General features: G+C 68.5%; 18 protein-coding genes. 5 read left to right on the top strand and 13 right to left on the bottom strand.

The window, feature by feature from the left end; translation table 11 throughout:
• Positions 1–427: 427 nt before the first annotated feature.
• Positions 428–1,513, bottom strand: a complete 1,086-nt coding sequence (mutY, locus tag VF632_RS19385; protein WP_331024588.1) for an A/G-specific adenine glycosylase — start codon at positions 1,511–1,513, stop codon at positions 428–430.
• Between the two features lie 828 nt (positions 1,514–2,341).
• A complete protein-coding gene (locus tag VF632_RS19380; protein ID WP_331024587.1) occupies positions 2,342–3,673 on the bottom strand; it encodes an MFS transporter in 1,332 nt (443 codons plus the stop codon).
• 137 nt (positions 3,674–3,810) lie between these two features.
• Between VF632_RS19380 and VF632_RS19375 the strand changes: the two genes are divergently transcribed.
• From VF632_RS19375 to VF632_RS19365, 3 genes are read left to right on the top strand one after another with little or no spacing between them, the layout of a single operon-like run.
• Positions 3,811–5,109, top strand: coding sequence for a vWA domain-containing protein (locus VF632_RS19375; protein ID WP_331024586.1), 1,299 nt, complete (start codon positions 3,811–3,813; stop codon positions 5,107–5,109).
• Between the two features lie 11 nt (positions 5,110–5,120).
• Entirely contained in the window at positions 5,121–7,964 is a 2,844-nt protein-coding gene (locus VF632_RS19370; RefSeq protein WP_331024585.1) for a sensor histidine kinase, read from the top strand.
• A 51-nt stretch (positions 7,965–8,015) separates the two neighbouring features.
• Positions 8,016–8,333 (top strand): hypothetical protein, encoded by a 318-nt coding sequence (locus VF632_RS19365; RefSeq protein WP_331024584.1) that lies wholly within the window; start codon positions 8,016–8,018, stop codon positions 8,331–8,333.
• Here the strand turns inward: VF632_RS19365 and VF632_RS19360 are convergent.
• Positions 8,330–8,572, bottom strand: coding sequence for a hypothetical protein (locus tag VF632_RS19360; protein ID WP_331024583.1), 243 nt, complete (start codon positions 8,570–8,572; stop codon positions 8,330–8,332). The genes VF632_RS19365 and VF632_RS19360 overlap by 4 nt on opposite strands.
• A gap of 42 nt (positions 8,573–8,614) precedes the next feature.
• On the opposite strand from VF632_RS19360, the gene VF632_RS19355 reads away from it, so the two are divergent.
• Positions 8,615–9,013, top strand: coding sequence for a restriction endonuclease (locus tag VF632_RS19355; RefSeq protein WP_349264017.1), 399 nt, complete (start codon positions 8,615–8,617; stop codon positions 9,011–9,013).
• A gap of 18 nt (positions 9,014–9,031) precedes the next feature.
• Here VF632_RS19355 and VF632_RS19350 read toward each other — a convergent pair whose 3' ends face one another.
• Together VF632_RS19350 and VF632_RS19345 are read right to left on the bottom strand one after the other, a co-directional pair.
• Complete coding sequence (locus VF632_RS19350; RefSeq protein WP_331024582.1) at positions 9,032–9,625, bottom strand: hypothetical protein; 594 nt, start codon at positions 9,623–9,625, stop codon at positions 9,032–9,034.
• Between the two features lie 319 nt (positions 9,626–9,944).
• The gene (locus VF632_RS19345) at positions 9,945–10,292 is read right to left on the bottom strand and encodes a hypothetical protein (protein ID WP_331024581.1); all 348 of its coding nucleotides are present in this window, start codon (positions 10,290–10,292) and stop codon (positions 9,945–9,947) included.
• A gap of 166 nt (positions 10,293–10,458) precedes the next feature.
• Between VF632_RS19345 and VF632_RS19340 the strand changes: the two genes are divergently transcribed.
• Positions 10,459–12,462, top strand: coding sequence for a hypothetical protein (locus VF632_RS19340; RefSeq protein ID WP_331024580.1), 2,004 nt, complete (start codon positions 10,459–10,461; stop codon positions 12,460–12,462).
• Between the two features lie 688 nt (positions 12,463–13,150).
• Here the strand turns inward: VF632_RS19340 and VF632_RS19335 are convergent.
• From VF632_RS19335 to VF632_RS19300, 8 genes are all read right to left on the bottom strand, one after another.
• A complete protein-coding gene (locus tag VF632_RS19335; protein WP_331024579.1) occupies positions 13,151–15,196 on the bottom strand; it encodes a M13 family metallopeptidase in 2,046 nt (681 codons plus the stop codon).
• A 354-nt stretch (positions 15,197–15,550) separates the two neighbouring features.
• On the bottom strand, positions 15,551–15,943 hold the full coding sequence (locus VF632_RS19330; RefSeq protein WP_349264020.1) for a RidA family protein: 393 nt from the start codon (positions 15,941–15,943) through the stop codon (positions 15,551–15,553).
• Complete coding sequence (locus tag VF632_RS19325) at positions 15,943–17,586, bottom strand: benzoate-CoA ligase family protein (protein WP_331024577.1); 1,644 nt, start codon at positions 17,584–17,586, stop codon at positions 15,943–15,945. The genes VF632_RS19330 and VF632_RS19325 overlap by 1 nt, the downstream gene beginning before the upstream one ends.
• A gap of 75 nt (positions 17,587–17,661) precedes the next feature.
• A complete protein-coding gene (locus VF632_RS19320; protein WP_331024576.1) occupies positions 17,662–18,840 on the bottom strand; it encodes an acyl-CoA dehydrogenase family protein in 1,179 nt (392 codons plus the stop codon).
• A gap of 505 nt (positions 18,841–19,345) precedes the next feature.
• Complete coding sequence (locus tag VF632_RS19315; RefSeq protein WP_331024575.1) at positions 19,346–20,179, bottom strand: enoyl-CoA hydratase family protein; 834 nt, start codon at positions 20,177–20,179, stop codon at positions 19,346–19,348.
• Between the two features lie 192 nt (positions 20,180–20,371).
• Entirely contained in the window at positions 20,372–20,743 is a 372-nt protein-coding gene (locus tag VF632_RS19310; protein ID WP_331024574.1) for an endonuclease domain-containing protein, read from the bottom strand.
• 271 nt (positions 20,744–21,014) lie between these two features.
• Positions 21,015–21,797: an SDR family NAD(P)-dependent oxidoreductase gene (locus VF632_RS19305; protein ID WP_331024573.1), complete on the bottom strand. Its 783-nt coding sequence runs from the start codon at positions 21,795–21,797 to the stop codon at positions 21,015–21,017.
• A gap of 3 nt (positions 21,798–21,800) precedes the next feature.
• Positions 21,801–24,125 carry a bifunctional salicylyl-CoA 5-hydroxylase/oxidoreductase gene (locus VF632_RS19300; RefSeq protein ID WP_331024572.1) on the bottom strand — a complete coding sequence of 775 codons (2,325 nt, stop codon included), beginning with the start codon at positions 24,123–24,125 and terminating at the stop codon, positions 21,801–21,803.
• Positions 24,126–24,250: the final 125 nt, after the last annotated feature.

Raw genomic sequence — 24,250 nt, 5'->3', positions numbered from 1 at the left:
GCATGCCTCGGCTGCCCCCCAACCCCAGCCCATCCCCCGCAAACTGCGCGGGGGAAGGGAGCCAGTCTGGTGCGCGTCCCCGATTCCCGCCACACCATCGCCTGTCATCCTGAGGCCCACGCGCACGGCACTCGCCTACTCACCGTGCTTCGCGGGCCGAAGGATCTAACCGCGGACGCCTCTCACTTGGGGCGCGGCAGCGGTCACCAGTGCCGAGGCCTGGCTCGCTCGGCTGTGTGGCGTTTCGACTTGAGCCGGCGCATGCCTCGGCTGCCCTCTCCCCCGGCCCCTCTCCCGCAAGCGGGAGAGGGGAGAATTCGATCGCGCTTCGGCGGGTGCGGTGCGTGTGCAGGCGAAGCTCGGGACGGGGCACGCGGCAGCGGCGCGGGTTGGGGCTTTCCGCGCTTCGAGCAGCGGGTGTACCCGCTCACGCCGGGGGCCGCTTGAACAGCGTCGATTCGTCGGCGAGCGCCGCGATGCGCCGCTGGGCGACGGGCAGCGCATAGTCCGCTACGCGCTCCCAGGGGATCCAGGCGACCTCGTCGTACAGCAGGGCGCGCGGATCACCGTCGACATGAGAGCAGCGGATGGCGTGATAGGTTGCGCGGACGTGCGTGAAGGTGTGCTCGACGACGCAGACCGGCTCGCCTGCGCGGATCTCGATGCCTAGCCCCTCGAGGCCGGCGCGCTCCGCCGCTGCCGAGACGGACTCGCCATCGGCGCGGATGGCCGCGGGAAAGGCCCACATGCCGCCCAGCCGCGCAGCCACGGGCCGGCGCACCAGCAGCACCCGGCCGTCACGCTCGATGACGGGAACGGCGGTATCCTCGTGCGGGAGCGGCTTCGCCTTCTTGCGGGCGGGCCGCTCGTTTTGCGTGCCCGCGGCAAAGGCGCCGCAGAATTCGCGCACCGGGCAGTCGCCGCACCGCGGGTTCCGGGGCACGCAGACCGTGGCGCCCAACTCCATCACCGACTGGTTGACGTCGCCCGGGCGCGGGCCGCGGACGAGAGCCGAGGCCATCGACCAGAGCATCTCGTCCGCGGGATCGGCGTCGTCCATCAGCCGGGCGAAGACGCGGCGCACGTTTCCATCCACCACGGGCTCCTCGCGCCCGAACGCGATGGACATGACGGCGCCGGCCGTGTACCGCCCCACCCCAGGCAGGGCGCGGAACGCGTCGGGATCGCCCGGCACGTGTCCGCCATGCTGCTGGTGCACCAGGCCGGCGGCGCGGTGAAAGTTGCGGGCGCGAGAGTAGTATCCCAGGCCCTCCCACGCCTTTAGCACGTCGTCCAGCGACGCTTCCGCCAGCGCCGCAACGGTGGGAAACCGCTGCAGCCACCGCTCGAAGTAGGGCCGCACCGTCTCCACGCGCGTCTGCTGAAGCATCACCTCCGACAGCCACACGCGGTACGGGTCCGCCGCCTCACCGGGCGCGGATCGCCAGGGCAGGTCGCGCCGGTGCGCGTCGTACCAGGCCAGCAGGCGGGGGCGGAGGTCGGGAGGGAGCAAGGGAAGTGCGTGAGTGCGTGAGTGCGAAAGTGGGAAAGTGGGAAAGTCGGGGGAGGCACCCTCGACATGCGCGGGCGATCTGTCATCCTGAGGCCCAGGCACACCCGACCGGCCCGTGCCTCACCCCTCGCGGGCCGAAGGATCTAGCCTGGGCCACGAACTAGCTTGGGCGCGGCAGCGGTCATGGAAGCAGAGGCCTCGGCTCCGCGGGGGCCCTCACCCGTTCTCGCTTATGCTCGTCCACCTCTCCCACAAACAGCGTGGGAGAGGGAGTACACTTCGCGCTAGGGTGCGTCAGGTCGGGCTCGGTGCTCGAGCCGGCGCCCCTCATCCCCAACCCTTCCCCCGCAAACAGCGCGGGGGAAGGGAGCCAGTCGAGCGCGCTGGGCCAGCCGGAGCGCGATCGAATTCTCCCCTCTCCCGCTTGCGGGAGAGGGGCCGGGGGAGAGGGCAGCCGCGGCATGCGCCGGCCAAGTTCGAAATGCCCCAACGTCGCGGCCTCTGCACGGGTGCCCGCTGCCGCGCCCAAGCTGTTACGTGCCCCACGTTAGATCCTTCGGCCCGCGAGGTGGCGGGTGTGGGCGAGTACCGCGCGCCTGGGCCTCAGGATGACAGGCCCTCGTGCGCGGAATAGTCCCCGAAGCGCACCGAACTAGCGCCCTTCCCCCGCGCAGTTTGCGGGGGAAGGGCTGGGGATGGGGGGCGGCCGCCGCATGCGCCTAACCCAGCCCCACCCGCCACGAACATCTCCCCTCTCCGCACAGCCGTATCCTGCGGAAAGGAGCCCGGGGTGGGGCGGCACTTTCGCACTAACGCACTTCCCTCTCCCTACTCCGCCTCCATCAACTCCGGCACGCGTGCCGCCACCCACACCAGCACCACGAGCAGCACCCCGCACCCCACGGCCAGCGCGAACGGCGCACCCATCCATCGCGCTACGGCGCCCGCCTGCAGCGACCCCAGCGGCGTCATCCCCACGAACATGAACACGTAGACGCTCATCACCCGCCCGCGCAGCCGGTGCGGAACCCGGGACTGCAGCAGCCCGTTCAGGGTGGCGTTGTTCAGAATGATCATGAAGCCGGCGCACGCCAGCAGCACCATCGACAGCCAGAACGACCGCGACAGCGCGAACGCCATCAGCAGCACCGTATACGCCACGCCCGCACCCATGATCAGCCGCCCCCGCGGAATGCGCGTGCCCCGGGCCGCCAGGAACATCCCCGCCGTCAGCGCCCCCGCGCCCGTGGCGGAAAGCAGCCATCCCAGCCCCCGCGCGCCCACGTCCAGCACATCGCGCGCGAACACGGGAAGGAGCATGGCGTAGGGAAACACGGTGATGGACATCGCCGCGATCAGCCACACCAGCGTCTTTACCACGCGGTCGCCGCGGATGTATGCCAGCCCCTCGCTCAAGCCCTCGACGATCCCCACCGTGGACGCCGGCCGACGCGCGCGGGGAAGCCGCATCATCATCAGCCCCACGATCACCGCCACGTACGACACCGCGTTGGCGTAGAAGCACGCCGCGATCCCCGCCCCGCCGATCAGCAGCCCCGCGATGGCCGGGCCCACGATGCGCGACGCGTTGAACGCCGACGAGTTGAGCGCGATGGCGTTCTCCAGGTCTGCCCGCCCCACCAGCTCGGCGAAGAACGCCTGCCGCGTGGGTACCTCGAACGCCGACGCCGTGCCCAGCACGAACACCAGCATCAGCAGCGTGGGATACGAGATGCGCCCCGCGTCCGTCAGCACGGCGATGGCCAGCGCACCCGCCAGCGCCGCGCACTGTGCCGAAACGATGATCCGCCGCTTGTCCCAGCGGTCGGCCACCACGCCGGCGTACAGGCCGAACAGCAGCGTGGGGAGCGAAGAGACGGCGGTCACCAGCCCCAGCTTCATCTCCGAATCCGTCAGATCCAGGACCAGCCAGCCCTGCGCCGTAGACTGCATCCACGTTCCCGTCAGCGACAGCAGGTGGCCCACGTAGAATACGCGAAAGTTGCGGTGCCGCAGCGCCCCGAACGCCCGCGGGCCCGGCGCCGCCGCGCCCGACAGGGGCGACGAGGGGCCCGGGTTGCCGCCGGCGGGCGCGCGAAAGGAGGCGGCGGAACCTGCTTCCGCCGCCTCGCGCGCTTCCCGGTTCTCGTCGTCCAACACGCCCGTGGTTCGTCCCGCTGTTCCCGTCCCGCTCCGGATCGGTAACTTACCCCGCGCGCGCCCCACCCGCCACCATTGGGCGGATGGCCCGCAACGTGCTGCCCCGGCGTCCCTTGCCGTTCCCCCGGAGGCTCCAGATGCGGTTCACCAGCTACTCCCGCTTCACCGGCCACATGGCCGACGCGCTGAACCTGCAGGCGCTGCTCGACCAGCTTTCCGACTTCCTGCTGCAGAGCGGGTTCGCCGGCGGCTACCACGTGAACCCCTGGTGGGGCGAGTTCGGCGGCGACGAGGACGACCGCTCGCTCGACGCGCTGAAGGAGGCGCTGCTGCGCGCGCTGCTGGAAAGCGGGCAGCTGACCCCGGAGATGATCCAGGAGCTGCGCGGCGACGGGGCGCCCGACGAAGAGGTGCAGCAGAAGATCGCCGAGCTGCTGGACCGGCTGATCCAGCGGATGGTGGAGGAGGGCTACCTGAACGTGGCTGAGCCTCCCCAAGCGCCCGAGGGCTACACCGAGATGCAGGGCGAGGGAAAGATCGACGACGCGCGCGAGGCGTCGCGGCAGGTGGAGTTCTCGCTCACGGGCAAGGGAATCGACTTCCTGGGCTACCGCACCCTCCGGCAGCTGCTGGGTGCCATGGGCCGCTCCGCCGCGGGCGCGCACGAGACGCCCCACTACGCCACCGGCGTCGAGGCCGAGGTGGCCAGCCGCCCGTACGAGTTCGGCGACACCCTGAACCTGGACATCCCCGCCACCCTCAAGAGCGCCCTTTCGCGCGAGGGGCTGCGCGACGACGGGACGATCGGCCTGGAGTACGGCGACCTTCACGTCCACCAGTCCGAGTACCGCTCCAGCTGCGCCACGGTGCTGATGCTGGACACCAGCCACTCGATGATCCTGTACGGCGAGGACCGCTTTACTCCCGCCAAGAAGGTGGCGCTGGCACTCACGCACCTGATCCGCACCCAGTTTCCGGGCGACACGCTGAAGGTGGTGACCTTTGGCGACACGGCGGAGGAGATCCCCCTCGGCCGGGTGGCGCAGGCGCAGGTGGGGCCCTTTCACACCAACACGGCGGCGGGCTTTCAGCTCGCGCGGCGGCTGCTGATGGCGCAGAACAAGGACATGCGCCAGATCATCATGATCACCGACGGCAAGCCCTCCGCCGTCACCCTGCCCGACGGGCGCGTCTACAAGAACTCCATGGGGCTGGACGCGTTCGTCCTGAACGAGACCTTTCAGGAGGTGGGCGCCTGCCGCAAGGCGGGGATTTTGATCAACACCTTCATGCTGGCGCGCGACCCGGCGCTGGTGGCCTTCGTCAACCAGGTTTCGCAGATCGCCCGCGGTAAGGCCTACTTCACCAGCACCATGACGCTCGGGCAGTACATCATGCGCGACTTCCTGCGTCGAAAGACCAAGCGCGCCGGGTGAGGGGCGCCCACGTGCCCACGCCCACCCTGGCCCCGTTCTCCGCGCGCAGGCGGTGGGCAGCCGCCGTCCTGCTGGGGGTGGCGGGGCTGCTGCTGAACCTGCTTCCCCTGCCGCTTTCGCCCGGGACGGACCTGATCTTCGGCGGGGTGGCGTACCTGCTGGCCGCCGTGGCCCTAGGCCCCTGGCACGGGCTGGTGGCGGCGGGCATCGCCTCGGTGCGCACCCTCTGGCTGTGGAACCACCCCTACGCGCTGCTGATCTTCTGCATGGAGGCGCTGTGCGTGGGGTACCTGGCTCGCCGCGAGCGCCGCCCGCTGGTGGGCGACCTCGTGTACTGGATCGTGGCCGGGGTCCCGCTGCTGTTCGTTACCTACTGGGCGATCCTGGGGGTGCGCGGCAGCACGGCCGCGGTCCTCTTTCTCAAGCAGCCGTTCAACGGGCTGATCGACGCGCTGGTGGTGGAGGCGCTGCTGCTGGTCCCCGCCGTCCGCGCCGCGCTGGGCATTCGCGGCCGGCCCCCGCTGCGCGCGGCGCTGGCCGTCGTCGTCACCGTCGCCGCCACCCTGCCGGCGCTGGCCTTCGGCACGTGGACGGGGCTGCGCGAGTGGGACCTGAACGTGGCACGAGCCCGCGAGCGGCTGCGGCTGTCCGCCTCGGGCTACGCGTCGCGCCTGGGCGAGTACGTGCAGCTTCATGCGCAGGAGGTGCGCACCCTGGCCGAATCGGCGGAGCGCCGGGGCTCGGTTAGCCCGGCGGAGATGCAGGCCCTTGTGGAGAGCGGCACCGAGTTCCCCGGGTTCCTCACCATCTACGCGGCCGATGCACGGGGCCGTTCCATCGCTGCCCATCCCCTCGTCGATCCTACGGGCCGCAAGCGGGTGGGGGCCGACTACAGCCATCGCGAGTACTACCGGCGGGTTCGCGAAACGCGGCGCACCGTGGTCAGCGAGGTGCTGCACGGCGCCACCTCGCGCGAGCCGGTGATCGTCATCGTCCATCCCGTCGTCCTGGGCGATACGATGGCCGCGTTCGTCGCCGGGGCCGTGAACCTGCGCCGGCTGCCCGTGCCCGATCCGCCGCCCGGCCGCCAGGAGCGCCTTCACGTGGCCGACATGCGCGGACGGGTGATCTACGACAGCCATGCGCCCTACCACCAGGGCGACGTTCCGCACAACATGGCCGATTCCGCCGGCTACCGCGCCGTGATGGTGGCGCCGGATGGTGGAACGGTCACGTTTTCCCGCGCCGGCCCGCGCGCGCCCGCGGCCCAGCAGGCGGCGCGGGTGCTGGCCGCGGTGGAACGCATCCCGTCGCTGGGCTGGGTGGTGTGGATCGAGCAGCCCTACTCGTCCATCCAGGGCTTCGTCGCCGATTCGTACGTACGCCTGCTTTCGCTGCTGATCGGGGTGATCGTGCTGGCCCTGGGCGCCAGCAGCCTGCTGGCCGCGTACCTGGCCGAGCCGCTGCTGCACATGCGGGCCACCGCCATGGCCCTGGCTGGCGGCGACCGCAAGGCGAGGGTTGGACGGCTGGTGGCCGGCGCCCCGGCGGAGGTGGCCCAGCTGGGGCGCGACTTCGACGACATGGCCGCGGCGCTGGCCCGCCGCGCGGAGGAACTGGAGGAGCTGGGGGAGATCGCGCGGTCCCTCGCCTCCACGCACGACACCGGCGAGGTGCTGCGGCGGGTGACGGAGGCCGTGGTGCGGCTGGTGGAGTGCCAGGGATGCGGAATCGCGCTGCTGCTGCCGGACGGCATGCTGCGCATCAGCGACGACGCCACGGGGCTGCTTCGGGATGCGGCCGGGCGCGAGCTGCCGGCGGAGAGCACGCTGGTGGGGTACGCGGCGCGCGAGGGCCGGCCGCTGCTGGTGCGCGACATCGCCACTGATCCGCGCGCCACGGGCACCGTGCTCGAAGTGCAGAAGGTGGCGTCGGCCATCTGCGCGCCGCTGCTGGGGCGCTCCGGGGCGCTGGGTGCGCTCACCGCCGTCCGCGCGCGCGGGGCCGAGCCCTTCAGCGACGCCGACCTGATGCTTCTCGATCGCCTTTCGCGCCACGCGGCGGTGGCGGTGGAGAACGCGCAGCTGCTGGAGGCAGCGCAGGCCGCGGCACGTGCGCGCTCCGATTTCATCGCCACCATGAGCCACGAGCTGCGCACCCCGCTGAACGCGGTGCTGGGGCACGTGGAGCTGCTGCAGATGGGCATTCACGGCCCCGTGACGCCCCCGCAGGTGAACTCGCTGTCGCGCATCCAGACGGCGTCGCGGCACCTGCGCGGGCTGATCGAGGAGGTGCTTTCGTTCTCGCGGCTGGAGGCGGGGCACGCGGAGGTGAGGACGGAGCCGGTGGACCTGTGCGAGCTGGCGCGCGAGGTGGCCGACGTCATCCAGCCGCTGGCGATGCAGAAGGCGCTGGAGTTTCGCCTGGACGGGTGCGACCCTCACCCGGTGGTGCAGACCGATCCTGACAAGGTGCGGCAGATCCTGATCAACCTGGCGGGCAACGCGGTGAAGTTCACCGACGAGGGCGAGGTGTCCATCCAGGTTCGTTCGATGGACGGCGTCGTTGCGCTCTCGGTGTGCGACACCGGCCCCGGCATTCCGCACGAAGACCAGGAGCGCCTCTTCCGCCCCTTCGAGCAGCTGGAGAGCGGGCTGGCGCGCACGCACGGCGGAACGGGGCTGGGGCTGTACCTGTCTGGCCAGTACGCGCGGATGCTGGGGGGCACGATTGAGGTGAAGAGCGAGCCGGGTCAGGGCAGCACCTTCTCCCTCGTGCTCCCCCGCGAGTTCGTGCCGGCGGACGAGGGGGCGGACGTTGCTCCGGAGCACGCGAAGGCTCAACCCGAAGATTGACATAGTATCGCGGATCTATTTACCGACTGAGCTGGTTTACGAAAGCGAATCATGGCGACTCAATTCTGGATGATTCGGGCAGGTGAGGGCGGCTACCTAGTTGAGGATTTCGAGCGCACCGGCCACGTCGCCATTGGCTGGCGGGAGGCTGGGGATTTCACTCCGATCCAGACGCTCGGACAGATGCGGGAGCGCTTGGCGCAGGCTTATCCGGATGAGAAGCCGGGCTGGCTCGGAAATGCCGCCGCGATGTGCTTCAAGTTCCGCAAGAGAATCCGGCCCGGAGACCGCGTCGTCACGTACGATCCCCAGCGGCGTGAATACCTGATTGGCACCATGGAGGCGACTACGAGTTCAAGCCCGGACTAATCCCGGACTACGATCACGTTCGCAAAGTAAAATGGGAGGGCCGTGTCAGCCGGGACGCTCTGAGCCTGGGGTCGCGAAACACGCTCGGAAGCACGCTTACACTCTTCGAGCCCGGCACAGCGGTTCTGCAGGAAATCGAGCAGGCCCGGCACGCCGGAGCCGAAGCGCGGGAAGAAGAGGTCAAGGAAGCCGAAGAGGAGTGGCAGGTCATCCGGCGCGATGTTCTCGATCGCGCTCACGAGTTCATCAAGGACCGGCTGCGTGCACTCTCGCCGGAGCAGATGGAACTGCTGGTGGCGGCACTGCTTCGGGCGATGGGATACAAGGCAAGAGTTACAGGCCGGGGGCCTGATCGCGGGCGAGACGTGATTGCATCCCCTGACGGTCTCGGCTTTCAGCAGCCGCGCATCATCGGAGAGGTAAAGCACCGTCGAGACACGATCGGCGCCCCGCAAATCCGGAGCTTTCTAGGTGGGTTGCGGGCGGGTGATCAAGGTCTGTACGTGAGCACAGGCGGGTACACGCGCGAGGCTCGATACGAAGCCGATCGTGCCAGCAATCCAATCACACTCGTCGATCTTGATGAACTCGCGTCCTTGGTCGTGGAGCACTACGAGCGATTTGATTCAGAAGGGCGCAGTCTCGTGCCATTGACCCGTGTGTATTGGCCCGCATCGTAACCAAGCAAACGCCCGGATCTAGGTTCTGCTGTCCCGCACTCCCGCCTTCCCGCCCGCGTTCGCCCACAGCGCCTGCTCTACTTGGACCGGCGTCCAGCCAAGCTGTTTGGCCCGATCGCGTATGGCCGCGGCGTACTTCAGGTAGAACGGGATGGTGAACGCCGTCTCCCCTAGCCGGGGCACCTGAGCCGCCACCAGGTCGTCGAAGAACGGGTAGATCTCGGGAGCCGCCGCCGCGGCGATTGCAGACGCCGTGGCCGGGCCTACGCCGGCGAGCTCCGCCATCACGGCGATCGGCATGCGCGCGTCCGGGACCGCAGCCAGCGCTCGGGTGCTGGCTTTCACCACGTCATCAGGGGAGTTGCCGCGCACCAGCACCAGGTTGCGCGCCCGCCACACCCCGCGCGCCATCTTCCACTCCGTCGCCCGCACGAGCTCGTCGTGCGTGGCGTGCTTCGGCTGGCGGGAGACGATGGCGGCGGGTAATTCCGAGCGATACCAGCGATCCAGTTCCGCGAGCCGCGCGACGCCCTGCGCCGCGACGACGGCTTCGTACCCATCCAGCGCCGCCTGCCACAGTTCCAGCGAATCCGACGTCCACAATTTCTTCACGGTGAGCTCACGATCGGGTGAGGATGCCGACGGGACCGCATGAAAGATACGCACAGAAGAAGCCCCGCGCAGTTTGGCAACGCGGAGTCGTTCCACAGATCTACCCGTCCTCGGGGAAGCTTGCCTTGTTGTTGAAGCCTTTGCCGCAGATCGGACAGCCGGGTTGCCCAGAGCCGATCTTCGGACCCTACCACAACCCGCTTGACTCGCCAAGTTCCCCCATTATCATAGGCATTGTTATGGCGCGACTGGATCGGTCAGTGCGCACGTTCACCTGATGAGGTGAGGCCGTACGCACGGATCCCGGCTTTCCGACAGGTCAGGAGGCCGACGAATCGCGGGCCCGCACGGCGTCGTTGATCCGGCGCCGGAACTCTGCCCTGCGGTGCTCTCCCTCACCATACGTGATTCCCATGAGGCGCCACGCCCGTTCCGCGCAACTGTCAGAAACCAGCGAGAGAAGGTCCAGCAAGTCGCCATCATAGCTGCGATGGCTCTTGAATTCGGAGGCCCGGAGCTCATCCGAGGTGGCGTACTCAAACCCTTTGGGATCGGGGAAGGCGTTCCAGGCTAATCCTTCTCTGTGGGCTTCGTCAGGCGGCAGGATGATCGAGAATGCCGCGATGAATTCCTCGTCGGTGAAAGTCTTCTCGTCTCGGATGGGCATAGTCGTTCGCGCAGATTCGTGTTCAGCAGGTTGTGGATCGGTCACTTGATTCCGGTCCCGTACTCCACCTGTAAACCTTCATGGGAGGCTTCACGTGAAAAGCAATGCTCGATTCGGCCGCACCAGATTCCAGTTTCCAGCGAGCCGTCTGACGGCACTTTTCCCCATGTTCCTGGCGGCGTGTGTGGATGATGCGCCAACACCGATCGCTCCCGACAGTACCGCCTTGCTCTCGCAGGTTCAGAGTCCCGCGGAGGGCGGTCCCGATCTCGTGCTCGAACCTCGCTTCGAGATTGAAGTGGACGTGGAGGGCGCGCTGAAGCCCGGCCGACCGATCCATCTTACCGTGCGCGGGCAGGCCAGGCACGGCACCGCAGATGCCGAAGTTCGGCTATTCTTGCCTGAGCTGGCGGCCGCAGAGCGGAGCAGCTGGGATTTGATTGACATTCCGGTCGGCGAGGATCTGCCTCCACAATTCCGGGTTCGGAAGGGCTTCGCTGCAGGGGAGAGTTTCCGCGAACGCGCGACAATAACATTTCCCGAGCCGGGCTACTACTATGTCCTGGCCACGGTCCTCCAGCACTCGGATGATCCGCGAACCGATGCCAAAGGCCAACTAATTGGCAGCGGAGCGGGTCGGGAACTGTGGCTTTGGGTCGACGAGCGCGGCGGGCGGATCACAGACCGGTTCGATCCCATGCTGTTCCCCGCCGGAACGCGCCGGGTTCGCGGTCCCTTGAGTTCCGAGAAGCGGCCCCCTCGCGTCCGCCACGGTGACGTGGTGATAACATGCTCGATATCGCCGGCCGGGGGCGACTTCACCGCGTCATCCACCGGTTGCCCGCCCCCACCCGACAGCTCGATGGTTGTCAATCGGCCAGCGCCGAACGCCACGGCAGCAGTGACGGTTACCTACAGCGACGCTGGGACAGGCGGCACGGTTCGCCCGCTTGTGGATGCGTGGGTAGCCTGGAAGGTGTTCAACACCACCACGAACGCCGAGATCGCACGTAGTGGTGGCTACACGAATGGTAGTGGCGTCAGCCCGACGATTGACTGTCTCGGTCCTACGAGCGAGCGGCGGCTCGAGGTCACCGTTCATACCGAGAACCGCAAGGCAGAGGTTAAGAGCTACATTACGTCGAATCCGGATCGCACCTTAGCGGGGCAGTATTTCGGCGCTTGCGGTGGAAGCATCCCGATCACCGCTGACAACCAGCAGGCGCACCTTTTCACGAACCTGAACAAGAACTACGACGGGCACCAGCGCATCTTCTTCAGCGTGCCCACGACGATGAAGGCAGGTCTCTACCCCGTTAGCAGTTACGGCACGCGGTACGACTGGGGCTCCGATCATGTGCGCATCGAGCAGACGTGGGACCACATCTGGAGGGAGATGGGCGTGATGGCGGCGGCCCACGAGTGGGGGCACCTCTGGCAGGACAAATATCTGTACGAATCACCGGCGACAAACGGGTTGATGCGGTTCTACAACGCCGCTTGTCCCAACCCGCACCCGCCGGGCGAGTATACGAACTTCGGATGCGCATTCGGAGAAGCGTTCGCGGATTGGTACGCCGCGGTGGTACGTGAGAGCGATCTCCCAACGTGGCGGAGAGACTTGGAAGAGAACAGATTGCATCTGCTTCACTGCGGCCAGAAGTGCACGAGCGACGGGTCCATTGTTCAAGGCGCCGTTCATGCCTTCCTCTGGGACATCGTAGACCCGGCATGGGTAGAGTCGCACGATCGAATACAGAAACCAGCCGCCGACGTGGTGGCCTCCATCAAAGGGTGTAAAATCTCTATCGATCGTGTCACCTACAAGCCGTACACGGGAATTGACCACCTTATTTGGTGTATGGAACGCCGCTTCCCGTATCAAGTAAGGATGCAGAAGACGTACGGGACGGGTGACACCCTGATGACGTTCTTCAACACACGGCCCTCCAATCAGTGGGTGAATGATGCCAGCGGGCATAGCGTGGCGAATCTCAGTGATGACTTCCGGCGGCTCTGGTTGGTAAACCTCTACAGCAGGCGCGAGAACGTTGGGACGGTTCCTGTGTTCCGTGCGATTTCTGCGGACGAGACTTCACCCCCGGATGAAGCGCCGACGGAGCCCACAAACCCTACCGATCCGGGCTGCGGGACGGAGCTAGTATGTTGAGCGTGAACGCCTATCGCGGACTCCGATGAAATGGCTCTCTTGCGCACGGCTGCTGGGAGCGGGCTTGTTGTGTGCCGCTTCTGCCTGCGGTGGAGTGCGTCACCCCGCGGGGCCAGATGACGTATCGCACACTGTAGGACCACCACCGAGTCCATGGAAGGCCGCAATTGCCTTCTACTTGCAGGACTCGACGCGCGTCGAGTTCTTCGACGGGGTGCGAACGCGCGTGGTGACGTCACGGGAAGGGATGGATGCGGCGCTTGGCCGCACCCCCTGGTATCGGGTGCATCTGCGCGACACGCTCACCACGCAGCTTCACGTCAGGATCGGGTTTCCCGGCGTGGGTACGGCCACTGCGGAATATCCGCTGACCGTGCAGCGGGGTGCCTTTTACGGGGTGTGGATCGGTACGTCGGGGTACGATGCACGCCGCATCATGAGCGCGCGGGAGCCTCGCTCGTACCCCGTGCCGCCGGAAGTTCAGAAAACGCCATCCGACTCTCTGTGGATTTATTGGGGAGCGAGAGACAGGAAGTGCTGGACGTGTCCAAACTGATGAGTAGGCATACCTCGGATTGAGCGAAAGGTCAGCCGTACGGATCCATCGGTGGGTGCCGAGCGCAAGAAGACGAGCCCCGGACCGCATCAGCAGTCCGGGGCTCGTTCATCATCCGTCAACCGTTCCGGCTTACCAGATCCGCACGCGCTTCTCGGGAGCCACGTACATCCGGTCGCCTGGCTTTACGTTGAACGCCTCGTAGAACGCGGGCAGGTTCACCAGCACGCCGTTGGTGCGGTACATCCCGGGCGAGTGCGGGTCCGTCAGCAGCTGCTGGCGGAGCGCCTGGTCGCGGTACTTGGTGCGCCACACCTGCGCCCATCCAAGGAAGAACCGCTGGTCGCCGGTAAAGCCGCCGATCACGGGAGCCTGGCCCCCGTTCAGCGAGCGGCGATAGGCGCGGTGCGCGATCGCCAGCCCCGACAGGTCGCCGATGTTCTCGCCCAGCGTCAGCTGGCCGTTGACGCGCGCGCCCTCCAGCGGCTCGTACGCGCCGTACTGCTGGCTCAGCATCCCGGCGCGCTGCTCGAACGCCGACGCATCCGCGGACGTCCACCAGTCGCGCAGGTTGCCCGCGCCGTCGCTCTTGCGCCCCTGGTCGTCGAAGCCGTGGCTGATCTCGTGCCCGATCACGCCGCCGATGCCGCCGTAGTTCACCGCGTCGTCGGCCGTGGGGTCGAAGAACGGAGGCTGCAGTATGGCGGCCGGGAACACGATCTCGTTGTTCGTGGGGTTGTAGTACGCGTTCACCGTCTGCGGGGTCATCCCCCACTCCGCGCGGTCCACCGGCTGGCCCAGGCGGTTGATCATGCGGTTGTAGGCGAACTCCTGGGCGCGGCGCAGGTTGCCCATCAGGTCGCCCGGGCGGATCTCCAGCGCCGAGTAGTCGCGCCACTTCTCGGGATAGCCGATCTTGACGGTGAAGTTCGCGAGCTTGTCCTGCGCCTGAGCGCGGGTGGCCGGGCTCATCCACTCCAGCCCGTCGATGGCCTCGCGGTACGCCTCCACCAGGTTCTTCACCAGCTGCTCCATCCGCGCCTTGGACTCGGCGGGAAAGTGGCGCTGCACGTACAACTCGCCCACGGCCTCACCCAGCGAGCCCTCTACCACGTCCACGCCACTCTTCCAGCGCAGGGGCTGCTGCTGGATGCCGTTCAGCACGCCGCCGCGAAAGGCGAAGCGCGCGTCGCGGAAGTCACGGCTCAGGAACGAGGCCGCGTTGTCGACCAGCTTGAACACCAGGTAGCTCTGGATGTCCTGCACGGGCGTGGCCGCCAGCACGCGGTCCATTCCGGCAAAGTAGTCCGGCTGGCGCACCACGACGGTGTCCACGCCGTTCATCCCCGCGGCCCGCAGGTAGTCGGCCCAGCGGAAGCCGGGGGTGGTGGCCTGCAGCGCCGTTACCGCCGTGGGATTGTAGGTGGCGTTCGCGTCGCGGTTGCGGGTGCGCTCCCACTGCACGCGGGCCAGCTCCGTCTCGAATGCCACCACGCGCGCGGCGGCGCCGGCCGCGTTGGGGGTGCCCGCAAGCTCCAGCATCCGCTGCACGTACGCCGTGTACGACTGGCGGATGGCGGAGAAACGCTCGTTCTGCGTCAGGTAGTAGTCGCGGTCGGGAAGCCCCAGCCCGGACTGGCTGACGCTCACCACGTAGCGGCTGGAGTTGCCGCGGTCCTGGCTTACGAAGGTGCCGAAGGGGGGCGACACGCCCAGCCGCGCCAGGCGCGCGAACGTCTCCGGCAGCTGCCCGCGGTCGCGGATGGCACGGATATGGGCCAGCTCGCCGTTCAGCGGGGTGATGCCCAGCTGCTCGATGCGGACCGTGTCCATGAAGCTGGCGTACAGGTCGCCCACCTTGCGCGCGGTGGAGCCGGCCGGGTGCGACCCCGCGGCCGCCTCTTCGATGATCGCGCGGATGGCGGCCTGAGACTGGTCGCGCAACTCCACGAAGCTCCCGGTGCTGGCGCGGTCGCCCGGAATTTCCGTGCGGGCCAGCCAGCCGCCGTTCGCGAACTGGAAGAAGTCGTCCTGCGGACGAACGGAGCGGTCGAAGCCCGCCGTGTCCACACCCAGCCCCAGCGTGGGCGAGGGCTGAACGGGCGAGGAGGGCGCGCAGGCGCCCAGGGCGGCGGCGGCCAATGCAGCCGCCGCGTGTATACGAACTTTTCCGGCCATGCGTCTCCCGGGGAGTGGTGGTGCAGGGAGCACACTGATACTGACTTGTGGAACATTCGTTCCATAAGCGCTTGCGGCGGAATGGGTTATTCTCGATTCCCCGGGGCGGGCGAATGAATTCGCTGCAACAAACACACGAAGTCCACCTTCGTGGACTGGCTTGCCATGGAGTGAATTGAAGCGTGGGGCGCGCCCCGGAACGTAGTGCAGTTCACCCCCTCCCCTGCGCAGCGGGGGACGGGGGCCGGGGGGGAGGGGGCTTCCAAGGCATGCGAGGCAGCCAGTGGAACCCCGATCGAAGTTCTCCCCTCTCCCGGCGTAGTTTGCCGGGGGAAGGGCCGGGGGGAGGGGGAACTACACCACCGCAGTCGCCTCGATCTCCACCTTGGCCTCTTCCTCCAGCAGCCCGGCGACGATCACCAGCGTCATCGCGGGAAAGTGCGGGCCGAAGGCGTCGCGGTAGACGCGGCCCACGGCGCGCGTGTTCTCGGCGTAGGCGGCGCGGTCCGTCACGTACCATGTCATCCGCGTCACGTGCTCCGGCCCGGCCCCGGCCTCGCGCAGCACGGCGACCAGGTTCCGCAGCGCCTGGTCTGCCTGTCCCACGAAGTCGTCCGTCTCGAACGCGCAGCTCACCGGGTTCCACCCGATCTGCCCGGCGACGAACACCATCCGTCCCTGGGCCTCCACGCCGTTGGAATATCCTCGCGGCGACGCCCATCCTGTCGGCTGAAGCGTGCGATGGATCACGCGCCCTCCCGCAGCCGAAAGCGCTGGAGCTTGCCCGTCTGCGTGCGCGGAAGCTGGTCCAGGAAGGTCACGCGGCGCGGATACTTGTACGGGGCGATGTGGTCCTTCGCCCACTGCTGAAGCTCCTTCACCATCGCTTCACCCCCTTGGTGCCCCTCGCGCAGGACGACGAACGCGCTCACCACCTGCCCGCGCTCCGCGTCCGGCAGTCCGACGACGCCGCATTCCATCACCGCCGGGTGCTCCAGCAGCACGGCCTCCACCTCCGGCCCGGCGATGTTGTAGCCGGCGGAGACGATCATGTCGTCCGTGCGCGCCTGGTACCAGAAGTATCCATCCTCGTCCATCCGGTACGCGTCACCGGTCACATTCCACCCCTCCCACACGTATCCGCGCTGCCGCTCCTCGTCGTCCAGGTAGCGGCACCCGGTGGGGCCCTGCACTGCCAGCCGGCCGATGGAGCCGGGGGGCAGCGGGTTGCCGTCCTGGTCGATGATCTGTGCGCGGTACCCGGGAACCACCTTGCCGGTGGAGCCGGGGCGGATGTCGTCGTCCGAGGCGCTGATGAAGATGTGGAGCATCTCCGTGCTTCCGATGCCGTCGATGATGCGGATGCCCGTCGCCGCCTCCCACGCCTCGAAGGTGGGCAGCGGCAGGTTTTCGCCGGCGGACACGCACTGGGTCAGCGAGCGGATGTCGTACTGCGGAAGCAGGTCCAGCATTGCCCGGTAGGCGGTGGGCGCGGTGGAGACGATGGTGGCGCCGTGGTCCTGGATGGCCTTCAGCAGGTTGGGCGGCGTGGGCTGCTCGATCAGCAGTGCCGTGGCGCCCACGCGCAGGGGAAAGATCAGGATTCCGCCCAGCCCAAAGGTGAAGGCGAGCGGGGGAGATCCACAGAACACGTCATCGGGCGTAGGCTTCAGCACGTATCTGGGAAAGCAGTCGCAGGCGGCCAGCACGTCGCGATGGAAGTGCATGGCGCCCTTGGGCTGGCCCGTGGTGCCGGAGGTGAAGGCGATCAGCGCCACATCGTCCGCGGCCGTGTCCACCGCGCCGAACTCGCCCATCTGCCCCTCCATCAGCACATCCAGCGAATCGTCGCCCTCGCCGCCCCACGCCAGCACGCGCTCCAGCACCGGCGCCTGGGCGCGGGCGGCGACAAGATCCGCCACCAGCCGGTGATCGCAGAGGGCGAAGCGGACCATCGCCTTCTGGGCGATGTGGGCCAGCTCGCGCGGCCTCAGCAGGGGCATGGTGGCTACCACCACGCCGCCGGCCTTGAGCACACCGAACCAGCAGGCCGCCATCATCGGCGAGTTGGGGCCGCGCAGCAGCACCCGGTTGCCCGGGACGAGGCCGAGCTCGTGAAGGGCGGCGGCGATGCGGTTGGACTTCTCCATCAGCTCGCGGTACGACCACCGCCCGCCGTTCCACAGGATGGCGGTGCGGTCCCCGTGCCCGCTCTCCACCTGACGGTCCAGCAGTTCCACGGCGCAGTTCAGGCGGGGAGGATACGCCAGCTCGGGGAGCGAGGAGTAATCCATCTCCGGCCACAGGTGGCGCGGCGGAAGGTGGTCGCGCGCAAAGGTGTCCACGTGCGCCGACGGCTCGGTCGTGACGTGGGTTTCCATCGTCGCCATGGGTCGCCATCCGGGGATGGAGTGGGACTGCGGATGCTGGACCCGGTCACGCGCAATCGGCGGACCGTGCCTCGCTCAAACGGGCCGTGCCGCCTGGTCCTTCAGCAACTGGCCGGCGATCACCAGCTTCTGGATTTCGCTGGTGCCTTCGTAGATGCGCAGCGCGCGGATCTCGCGGTACAGCGTCTCCACCGGCGCGCCGCTGACCACGCCGCGCCCGCCGAAGATCTGCACGGCGGTGTCGATCACTCGCTGGGCGGCCTCGGTGGCGTACAGCTTGGCCATCGCGGCTTCGCGGGTGATGCGCTCCGCGCCGGAATCGCGGGCCCACGCCGCACGGTAAACCAGGAGGGCGCTGGCATCCACCTCCAGCGCCATCTCGCCGAGCGACGCCTGGATCAGCTGGAACTCGTTGAGCGCCTTGCCGAACGCCTGCCGCTCGCGCGTCCACCCCAGCGCCTCGTCCAGCGCCCGCCGCGCGAAGCCCAGCGCCGCCGCGCCCACGGTGGGCCGAAAGACGTCCAGCGTGCCCAGCGCCACCCGCATCCCGGCACCCGCCTCGCCGACGAGGGCATCCGCACTTACCCGGCACTCGGTGAGCTCGATGCGGCCGAGGGGATGGGGCGCGATGACGTCGATCCGCTCGGCGACGCGCAGCCCGGGGTTGTCGGCATCGACGACGAACGCCGCGTAGCCGCGCTCGCCGGCCTCGGGAAAGCGGCAGAACACGACGTAGTGGTCGGCGATCCCCGCGTTGCTGATCCACGTCTTCACCCCGTCGATGACGAACCCGCCGTCCACCCGCCGCGCGGTGGTCGTCATCGCGGCCACGTCGCTCCCTGCATCCGGCTCGGAAAGGGCGAACGCGGCGATCCGCTCGCCGGAGGCGACCATGGGCAGGTAGCGCTCGCGGAGCGCCTCCGACCCGAAGAGGGTGATGGGTCCGGTGCCCAGCCCCTGCATGGCGAACGCGAAATCCGCCAGGCCCCAGGCGCGGGCGAGCGTTTCGCGCACCAGGCAGAGCGTGCGCACGTCCAGCCGCTCGCGCGCGCCGCCGTGCGGGGCGGTGACGGCGTGCATCAGCCATCCGCCCTCGCCCAGCACGCGGACGAGCGCATGGCAGGCGGCGTCCACGCTGGTCTCCACGTGCGGCAGCGACGCCACCTCCCGGCGCACGAACACCTCCAGCTCCGCGGCGAGCGCGCGGTGCTCGTCGGAGAAGAACGGCCAGGACAGGAAGGTGCGGTCGGGCATGGGGGGGCGAGTGCGTGAGTGCGTGAGTGCGTGAGTGCGAAAGTGCGAAAGTGCGAAGGTGCGAAAGTCGAAAGTGGCCGCACGGGCAATCTGTCATCCTGAGGCCCAGGCGCGCCGTACCGGCCCGCACACCGTGCCTTGCGGGCCGAAGGATCTAGCGGTGGCCACGTACAAGCCCGGGCGCGGCAGCGGTCACCAGTGCCGAGGCCTCGGCTCCGTGGGGGCCCTCACCCGGCTCGAGATGGGGTGCGCACGGCAAGCACGGAGCAGAGGCGTCGGGCCCCGCTGGGGCGACTAAAGTCGCGGCAACAACGGCCCAAAGTCCGCCTTCGCGGACTGCACGCGTAGTCGAGCGCAGACAGGCCAGCCGAAGCGCGATCAGGTCTCCCCCTCCCCTGCGCAGCGGGCGCGCAGCGGGGGATGGGGGTCGGGGGGAGGGGGCTCCCAAGGCATGCACGACAACCAGCCCCATTCGGTGTAGTTCCCCACTCCCGCACTCCCCCGGTCAGTTCCCCTGGAACACCGGGCGCTCCTTGGCGGCGAACGCTCGGAAGGCGCGGGCGAAGTCTTCCGTCTGCATGCAGATGGCCTGCGCCTGCGCCTCGGCCTCGATCGCCTCGTCGACGCCCATCGACCACTCCTGGTGCAGGCAGCGCTTCGTCATCCCGTGCGAGAAGGTGGGGCCCGCGGCCAGCGACTGGGCCAGGGTGCGCGCCTCGTCCATCAGGGCGTCGGGCATGACGATGCGGTTGTAGAAGCCCCAGCGCTCCGCCTCGTCGCCGCTCATCGACCGGCCCGTGTACAGCAGCTCGCTCGCCCGCCCCTGCCCGATGATGCGCGGCAGCATGGCGCACGCGCCCATGTCGGCGCCGCTGAGGCCCACGCGGGTGAAGAGGAACGCCACCTTGCTGCGCGCCGTGCCGATGCGAAGGTCGCTGGCCATCGCCAGGATGGCGCCCGCACCCACGCAGGCGCCGTCGATGGCGGCGATGATGGGCTGCGGGCAGCCGCGGATGGCCTTCACCAGGTCGCCCGTCATGCGGGTGAAGGCGAGCAGCTCGTCCATCTGCCCCTGCTCCTTCATGCGCACCAGCGGCCCGATGATTTCGTGCACGTCGCCGCCGGAGCAGAAGTTCTCGCCTGCACCGGTGAGGATCACCACCTTGACGTCGGTTGCAAAGTTGAGTGCGCGGAAGGTGTCGCGCATTTCCGCGTAGCTTTCGAACGTCAGCGGGTTCTTGCGTTCCGGGCGGTTGATGGTGACGGTGGCCACGGGCCCGTCCACCTGCCACTGGAAGCTGGTGGGGCGAAAGTCGGCGGCGAGCAGTTTTGTGTTCATCGATTAAGTGCGTGAGTGCGTTAGTGCGGACGAAGTCGATTGCGCTTCAAAGAGACTGGTGCGAGAACCCTGGCGAGTTCGGGGGCGTTTGGAGGACGGCCGTGCAGTCCCCGGCTGCCCTCTCCCCCGGCCCCTCTCCCGCAAGCGGGAGAGGGGAGAATTCGATTGCGCTTCGGCGGGTACTCGGCGAGTCTACTTGAAGCGCGCCGGTCGCCCGGATACGGCGTTGCGGATCTGTTCGACGGCGCCGGGCAAGTCGCTGAGGATCTGCTCGTTCCGCAGTCGAAACACTGCGATGCCCTGTGCTCCCAAGGCTTGAGGCCGCGCCTCGTCACGAGCGGCTTGATCCGGGTCGTCGTGCACGCCGCCGTCGATCTCGATCGCGATCCTCCGAGCCGCGCAGTAGAAATCAAGAACGAACCGTCCGATCGCGTGCTGCCGGCGGAACCGGAAGCCGTCCAGCCGGTCGCCACGCAGCGCCTGCCACAATATCTCCTCGGCGGCCGTGGCATCCGCACGGAGTCTGCGCGAGGCCTGCAGCATCTGCGGCGAAAGATCACGCAACCGCGGCCGCGTATTAGGCTCGAACACGAAACGCCTCCATCTGCCGTTGCAGTGCTCCCCCTCTCCCGCTTGCGGGAGAGGGGGCCGGGGGGAGAGGGCAGCCAGGGGACTGCGCCGGAATGGCAGAGACGCTCCAATCCTGCCCAAGCTGCACCACAATTCTCGACCCGCCCCACACCCCGCAAGGGGCCTCAACCCGCCACCAACCGAAGCGCGCTCCTCCCAGCCGCACGTCACCTCTCCACCCGCCATGAGGCGAACCACGCCCCGCCTACATCACCTCCCCACCCGCAACGCCAATGCACTGCCCGGTCACCGCCGCGGCCTCGGGCGCGCAGAGCCACCCCACCGCGCTCGCCACCTCTTCCGGCCGGATCAGCCGCCCGATGGGCATCACGCGGGTGATAGCCTTCAGCGCCTCCTCCTCGGACCGGCCCGCGCGCACCAGGTTCTCGATCGCCGAGCGTGCCATGTCGGTATCGGTGTAGCCCGGGCAGACGGCGTTTACCGTGATCCCCTGCTTCGCCGTCTCCATCGCCAGGGCGCGCGTCAGGCCGACCACCCCGTGCTTGGCGGCACAGTACGCCGCCGTGTGGCTGTACCCTTTCAGGCCAGCGGTCGACGCGACGTTGATGATCCGCCCCGCCCGCGCCTCTATCATGGCCGGCACCACCTCGCGCGTGCACAGGAAGGTGCCCGTCAGGTTCACGGCCATCATCCGGTCCCACACCTCGCGCGTGGTCTCGGCGAAGGCGATTCCTACGGACTGCCCCGCGTTGTTCACCAGCACCGCCGGATCGCCCAGCTGCCCGCGCACGGCGGCGAACGCGTCGCGGACGGAAACCTCGTCCGCCACGTCGCAGCGGAAAGCGAGGGCCCGCACCGCGTCACGCTCGTGGATCTGCCGCGCCTTCGCCTCCAACTCCTCCAGGGTGCGCCCCAGCAGCGCCACGCTCGCGCCCAGCCGCGCCAGCTCGTCCGCGATTGCCGCGCCGATGCCGCGGCCCCCGCCGGTGACCACGGCCAGCTTCCCCTCCAGGTATCGTCCGCTCATCGCTCAGATGGTGCTGGTGCCCAGCATCTCCTGCTGGCGCTGGAGGGTGCGCTCCAGCTGCTGCTTCCCCGTGACGTACTGAACCGGCCACGGCTGGTCCTGCCATCCCAGCTGCGCGGCGGCGTGGAGGGTCCAGTGCGGGTCCGCCAGGTGGGGCCGGCCGAGCGCGACGAGGTCCGCGCGCCCCGCCGCCACGATGCCGTTCACCTGGTCCGGCTCGGTCACGTTGCCCACGGCGATGGTGGGCACGCCGGCCTCGTTGCGAATGCGGTCGCTGTAGGGCGTCTGGAACATCCGCCCGTACACCGGCTTGCCCAGCGGCGTGGTCTGCCCTGTGGAGACGTGGATGATGTCGGCCCCGGCCGCGCCGAACGCGGCCGCCATCGCCACCGCGTCGTCGGGCGTCACCCCGTCGTCCACCCAGTCCGTGGCCGATACGCGAACCGACAGCGGGCGGTCTTCCGGCCACACGTTCCGCATCGCCCGGAACACCTCCACGGGAAACCGTAGCCGGTTCTCCAGCGAGCCGCCGTACTCGTCCGTCCGCCGGTTGCTGACGGGCGTCAGAAAGCTGGAAAGCAGGTAGCCGTGCGCGCAGTGAAGCTCCACCATGTCGAACCCCGCCTCTTCCGCCATCCGCGTCGCACGGACGAACTGCTCGATCACCGCGTCCATGTCGGCGCGCACCATCTCGCGCGGCACCTGGTTGCGCGGGCCGTAGGGCAGGGAAGACGGGCCCATCACTTCCCATCCGCCCTCCTCCAGCGGCTCGTCCATCCCCTCCCACATCAGCCGCGTGGCGCCCTTTCGCCCGGAATGGCCCAGCTGCAGGCAGATTTTCGCGCGGCTGCTCTCGTGGACGAAGCGCACGATCCGCCGCCAAGCATCCGCGTGCTCGGGCTCGTACATCCCCGTGCAGCCCAGCGTGATGCGCGCCTCGGGCGACACGCACGTCATCTCGGTGAACACCAGCCCGGCGCCGCCCAGCGCGCGGCTGCCCAGGTGGACGAGGTGAAAGTCGTTGGGCACGCCGTCCGCCGCGGAATACATGTCCATCGGCGAGACGACCACGCGGTTCTCCAGCCGCATTCCTCGCAGGCGGAAGGGCGTGAACATCGGCGGCGGACAGCTTTCCGGCTCGCGCCCGGCCTCCGCGCGCGAGGCGAACCAGCGCTCCACGCCGGAAAGGTAGACGCTGTCGCGCAGGCGCAGGTTCTCGTGGCTCACCCGCTGGCTACGCGTGAGCAGGGAGTACGCGAACTGTGGCGGGTCGAGGTGAATGTAGCGGCGGACGTTCTCGAACCACTCCATGGAGTTGCGCGCCGCGTTCTGCAGCCGCAGCGCCTCGGTCCGCCGCTCATCGTGGTACGCCTGCAGCACCTCATCCAGCGGACGGGCGCCCTCGTTCAGCAGCCGGGCGAGCGCGATGGCGTCCTCCATCGCCAGCTTGGTCCCGCTGCCGATGCTGAAATGCGCCGTGTGGGCCGCGTCGCCGATCATCACCACGGGCGCCACCTCGCCGTCCATGGCGAACCATCGCTGGTTGGAGACGCGCGTGAAGCGGATCCACGGCGAGCGCAGGTGCGGGGCGTTGCTCATCAGTGGATGCCCGTTCAGCCACGGCGCGAACATCCGCTCGCACGCCGCCACCGTCTCCGCCTCGCCGATCCGGTCGAACCCCGCGCTGGCCCACGACCGCTCGTCGCACTCCACGATGAACGCCGACTGCTCGCTCGAGTAGCGGTAGGCATGGGCCTGGAAGACGCCGTGCTCGTTCTCGACGAACGCGAAGGTGAAGGCGTCGAAGAGCTTCGTCGTCCCCAGCCAGCAGAACGGGGCCTTCCGCACGTCCAGGTCGGGGACGAAGCGGTCCGCGTACCTGGTGCGGATGCGACTGTTCACGCCATCGGCCGCGACGACGAGGTCCACGTCTCCGAGGTCCAGTCCCACGAGCGCCGCGTCGTCCGCCACGTCGGTGCCGAAGCGCAGCTCCACGCCTACCTCAGCGGCGCGGTCCTGAAGGATGCGGAGCAGCGTCTTGCGGGCGATGCCGCTGAAGCCGTGGCCGCCGGAGGTGCTGGTGGTGCCGCGGACGTGGATGTCGATGTCGTCCCAGTGGGCGAACTCGTCGGCGATGCGCGCGTGGGTGGGCGCGTCGGCCTCGGCCAGGTAGCCCAGCGTCTGGTCGCTGAACACCACGCCCCAGCCGAACGTGTCGTCGGCCGCGTTCCGCTCCAGGACCGTGACCTGGTGCCGCGGATCGGCCTTCTTCATCAACAGCGCGAAGTACAGTCCGGCGGGCCCGCCGCCGATCACCGCCACCTTCACCGGCTGTCTCCCGTGCAGGGTGTTTCGTGTGGGGAAGTCACTGGAGTGACTGCCCAGTCTACGTCGCGCGGCGGACCGGGGGAAGGGTGCGGGCGCTTTGCCGGCCGGGTGGGCGCGGGGTACAT

This window comes from Longimicrobium sp., assembly GCF_036388275.1.
Classification (GTDB): domain Bacteria; phylum Gemmatimonadota; class Gemmatimonadetes; order Longimicrobiales; family Longimicrobiaceae; genus Longimicrobium.
This window is presented reverse-complemented; position numbering and strand designations above follow the sequence as displayed.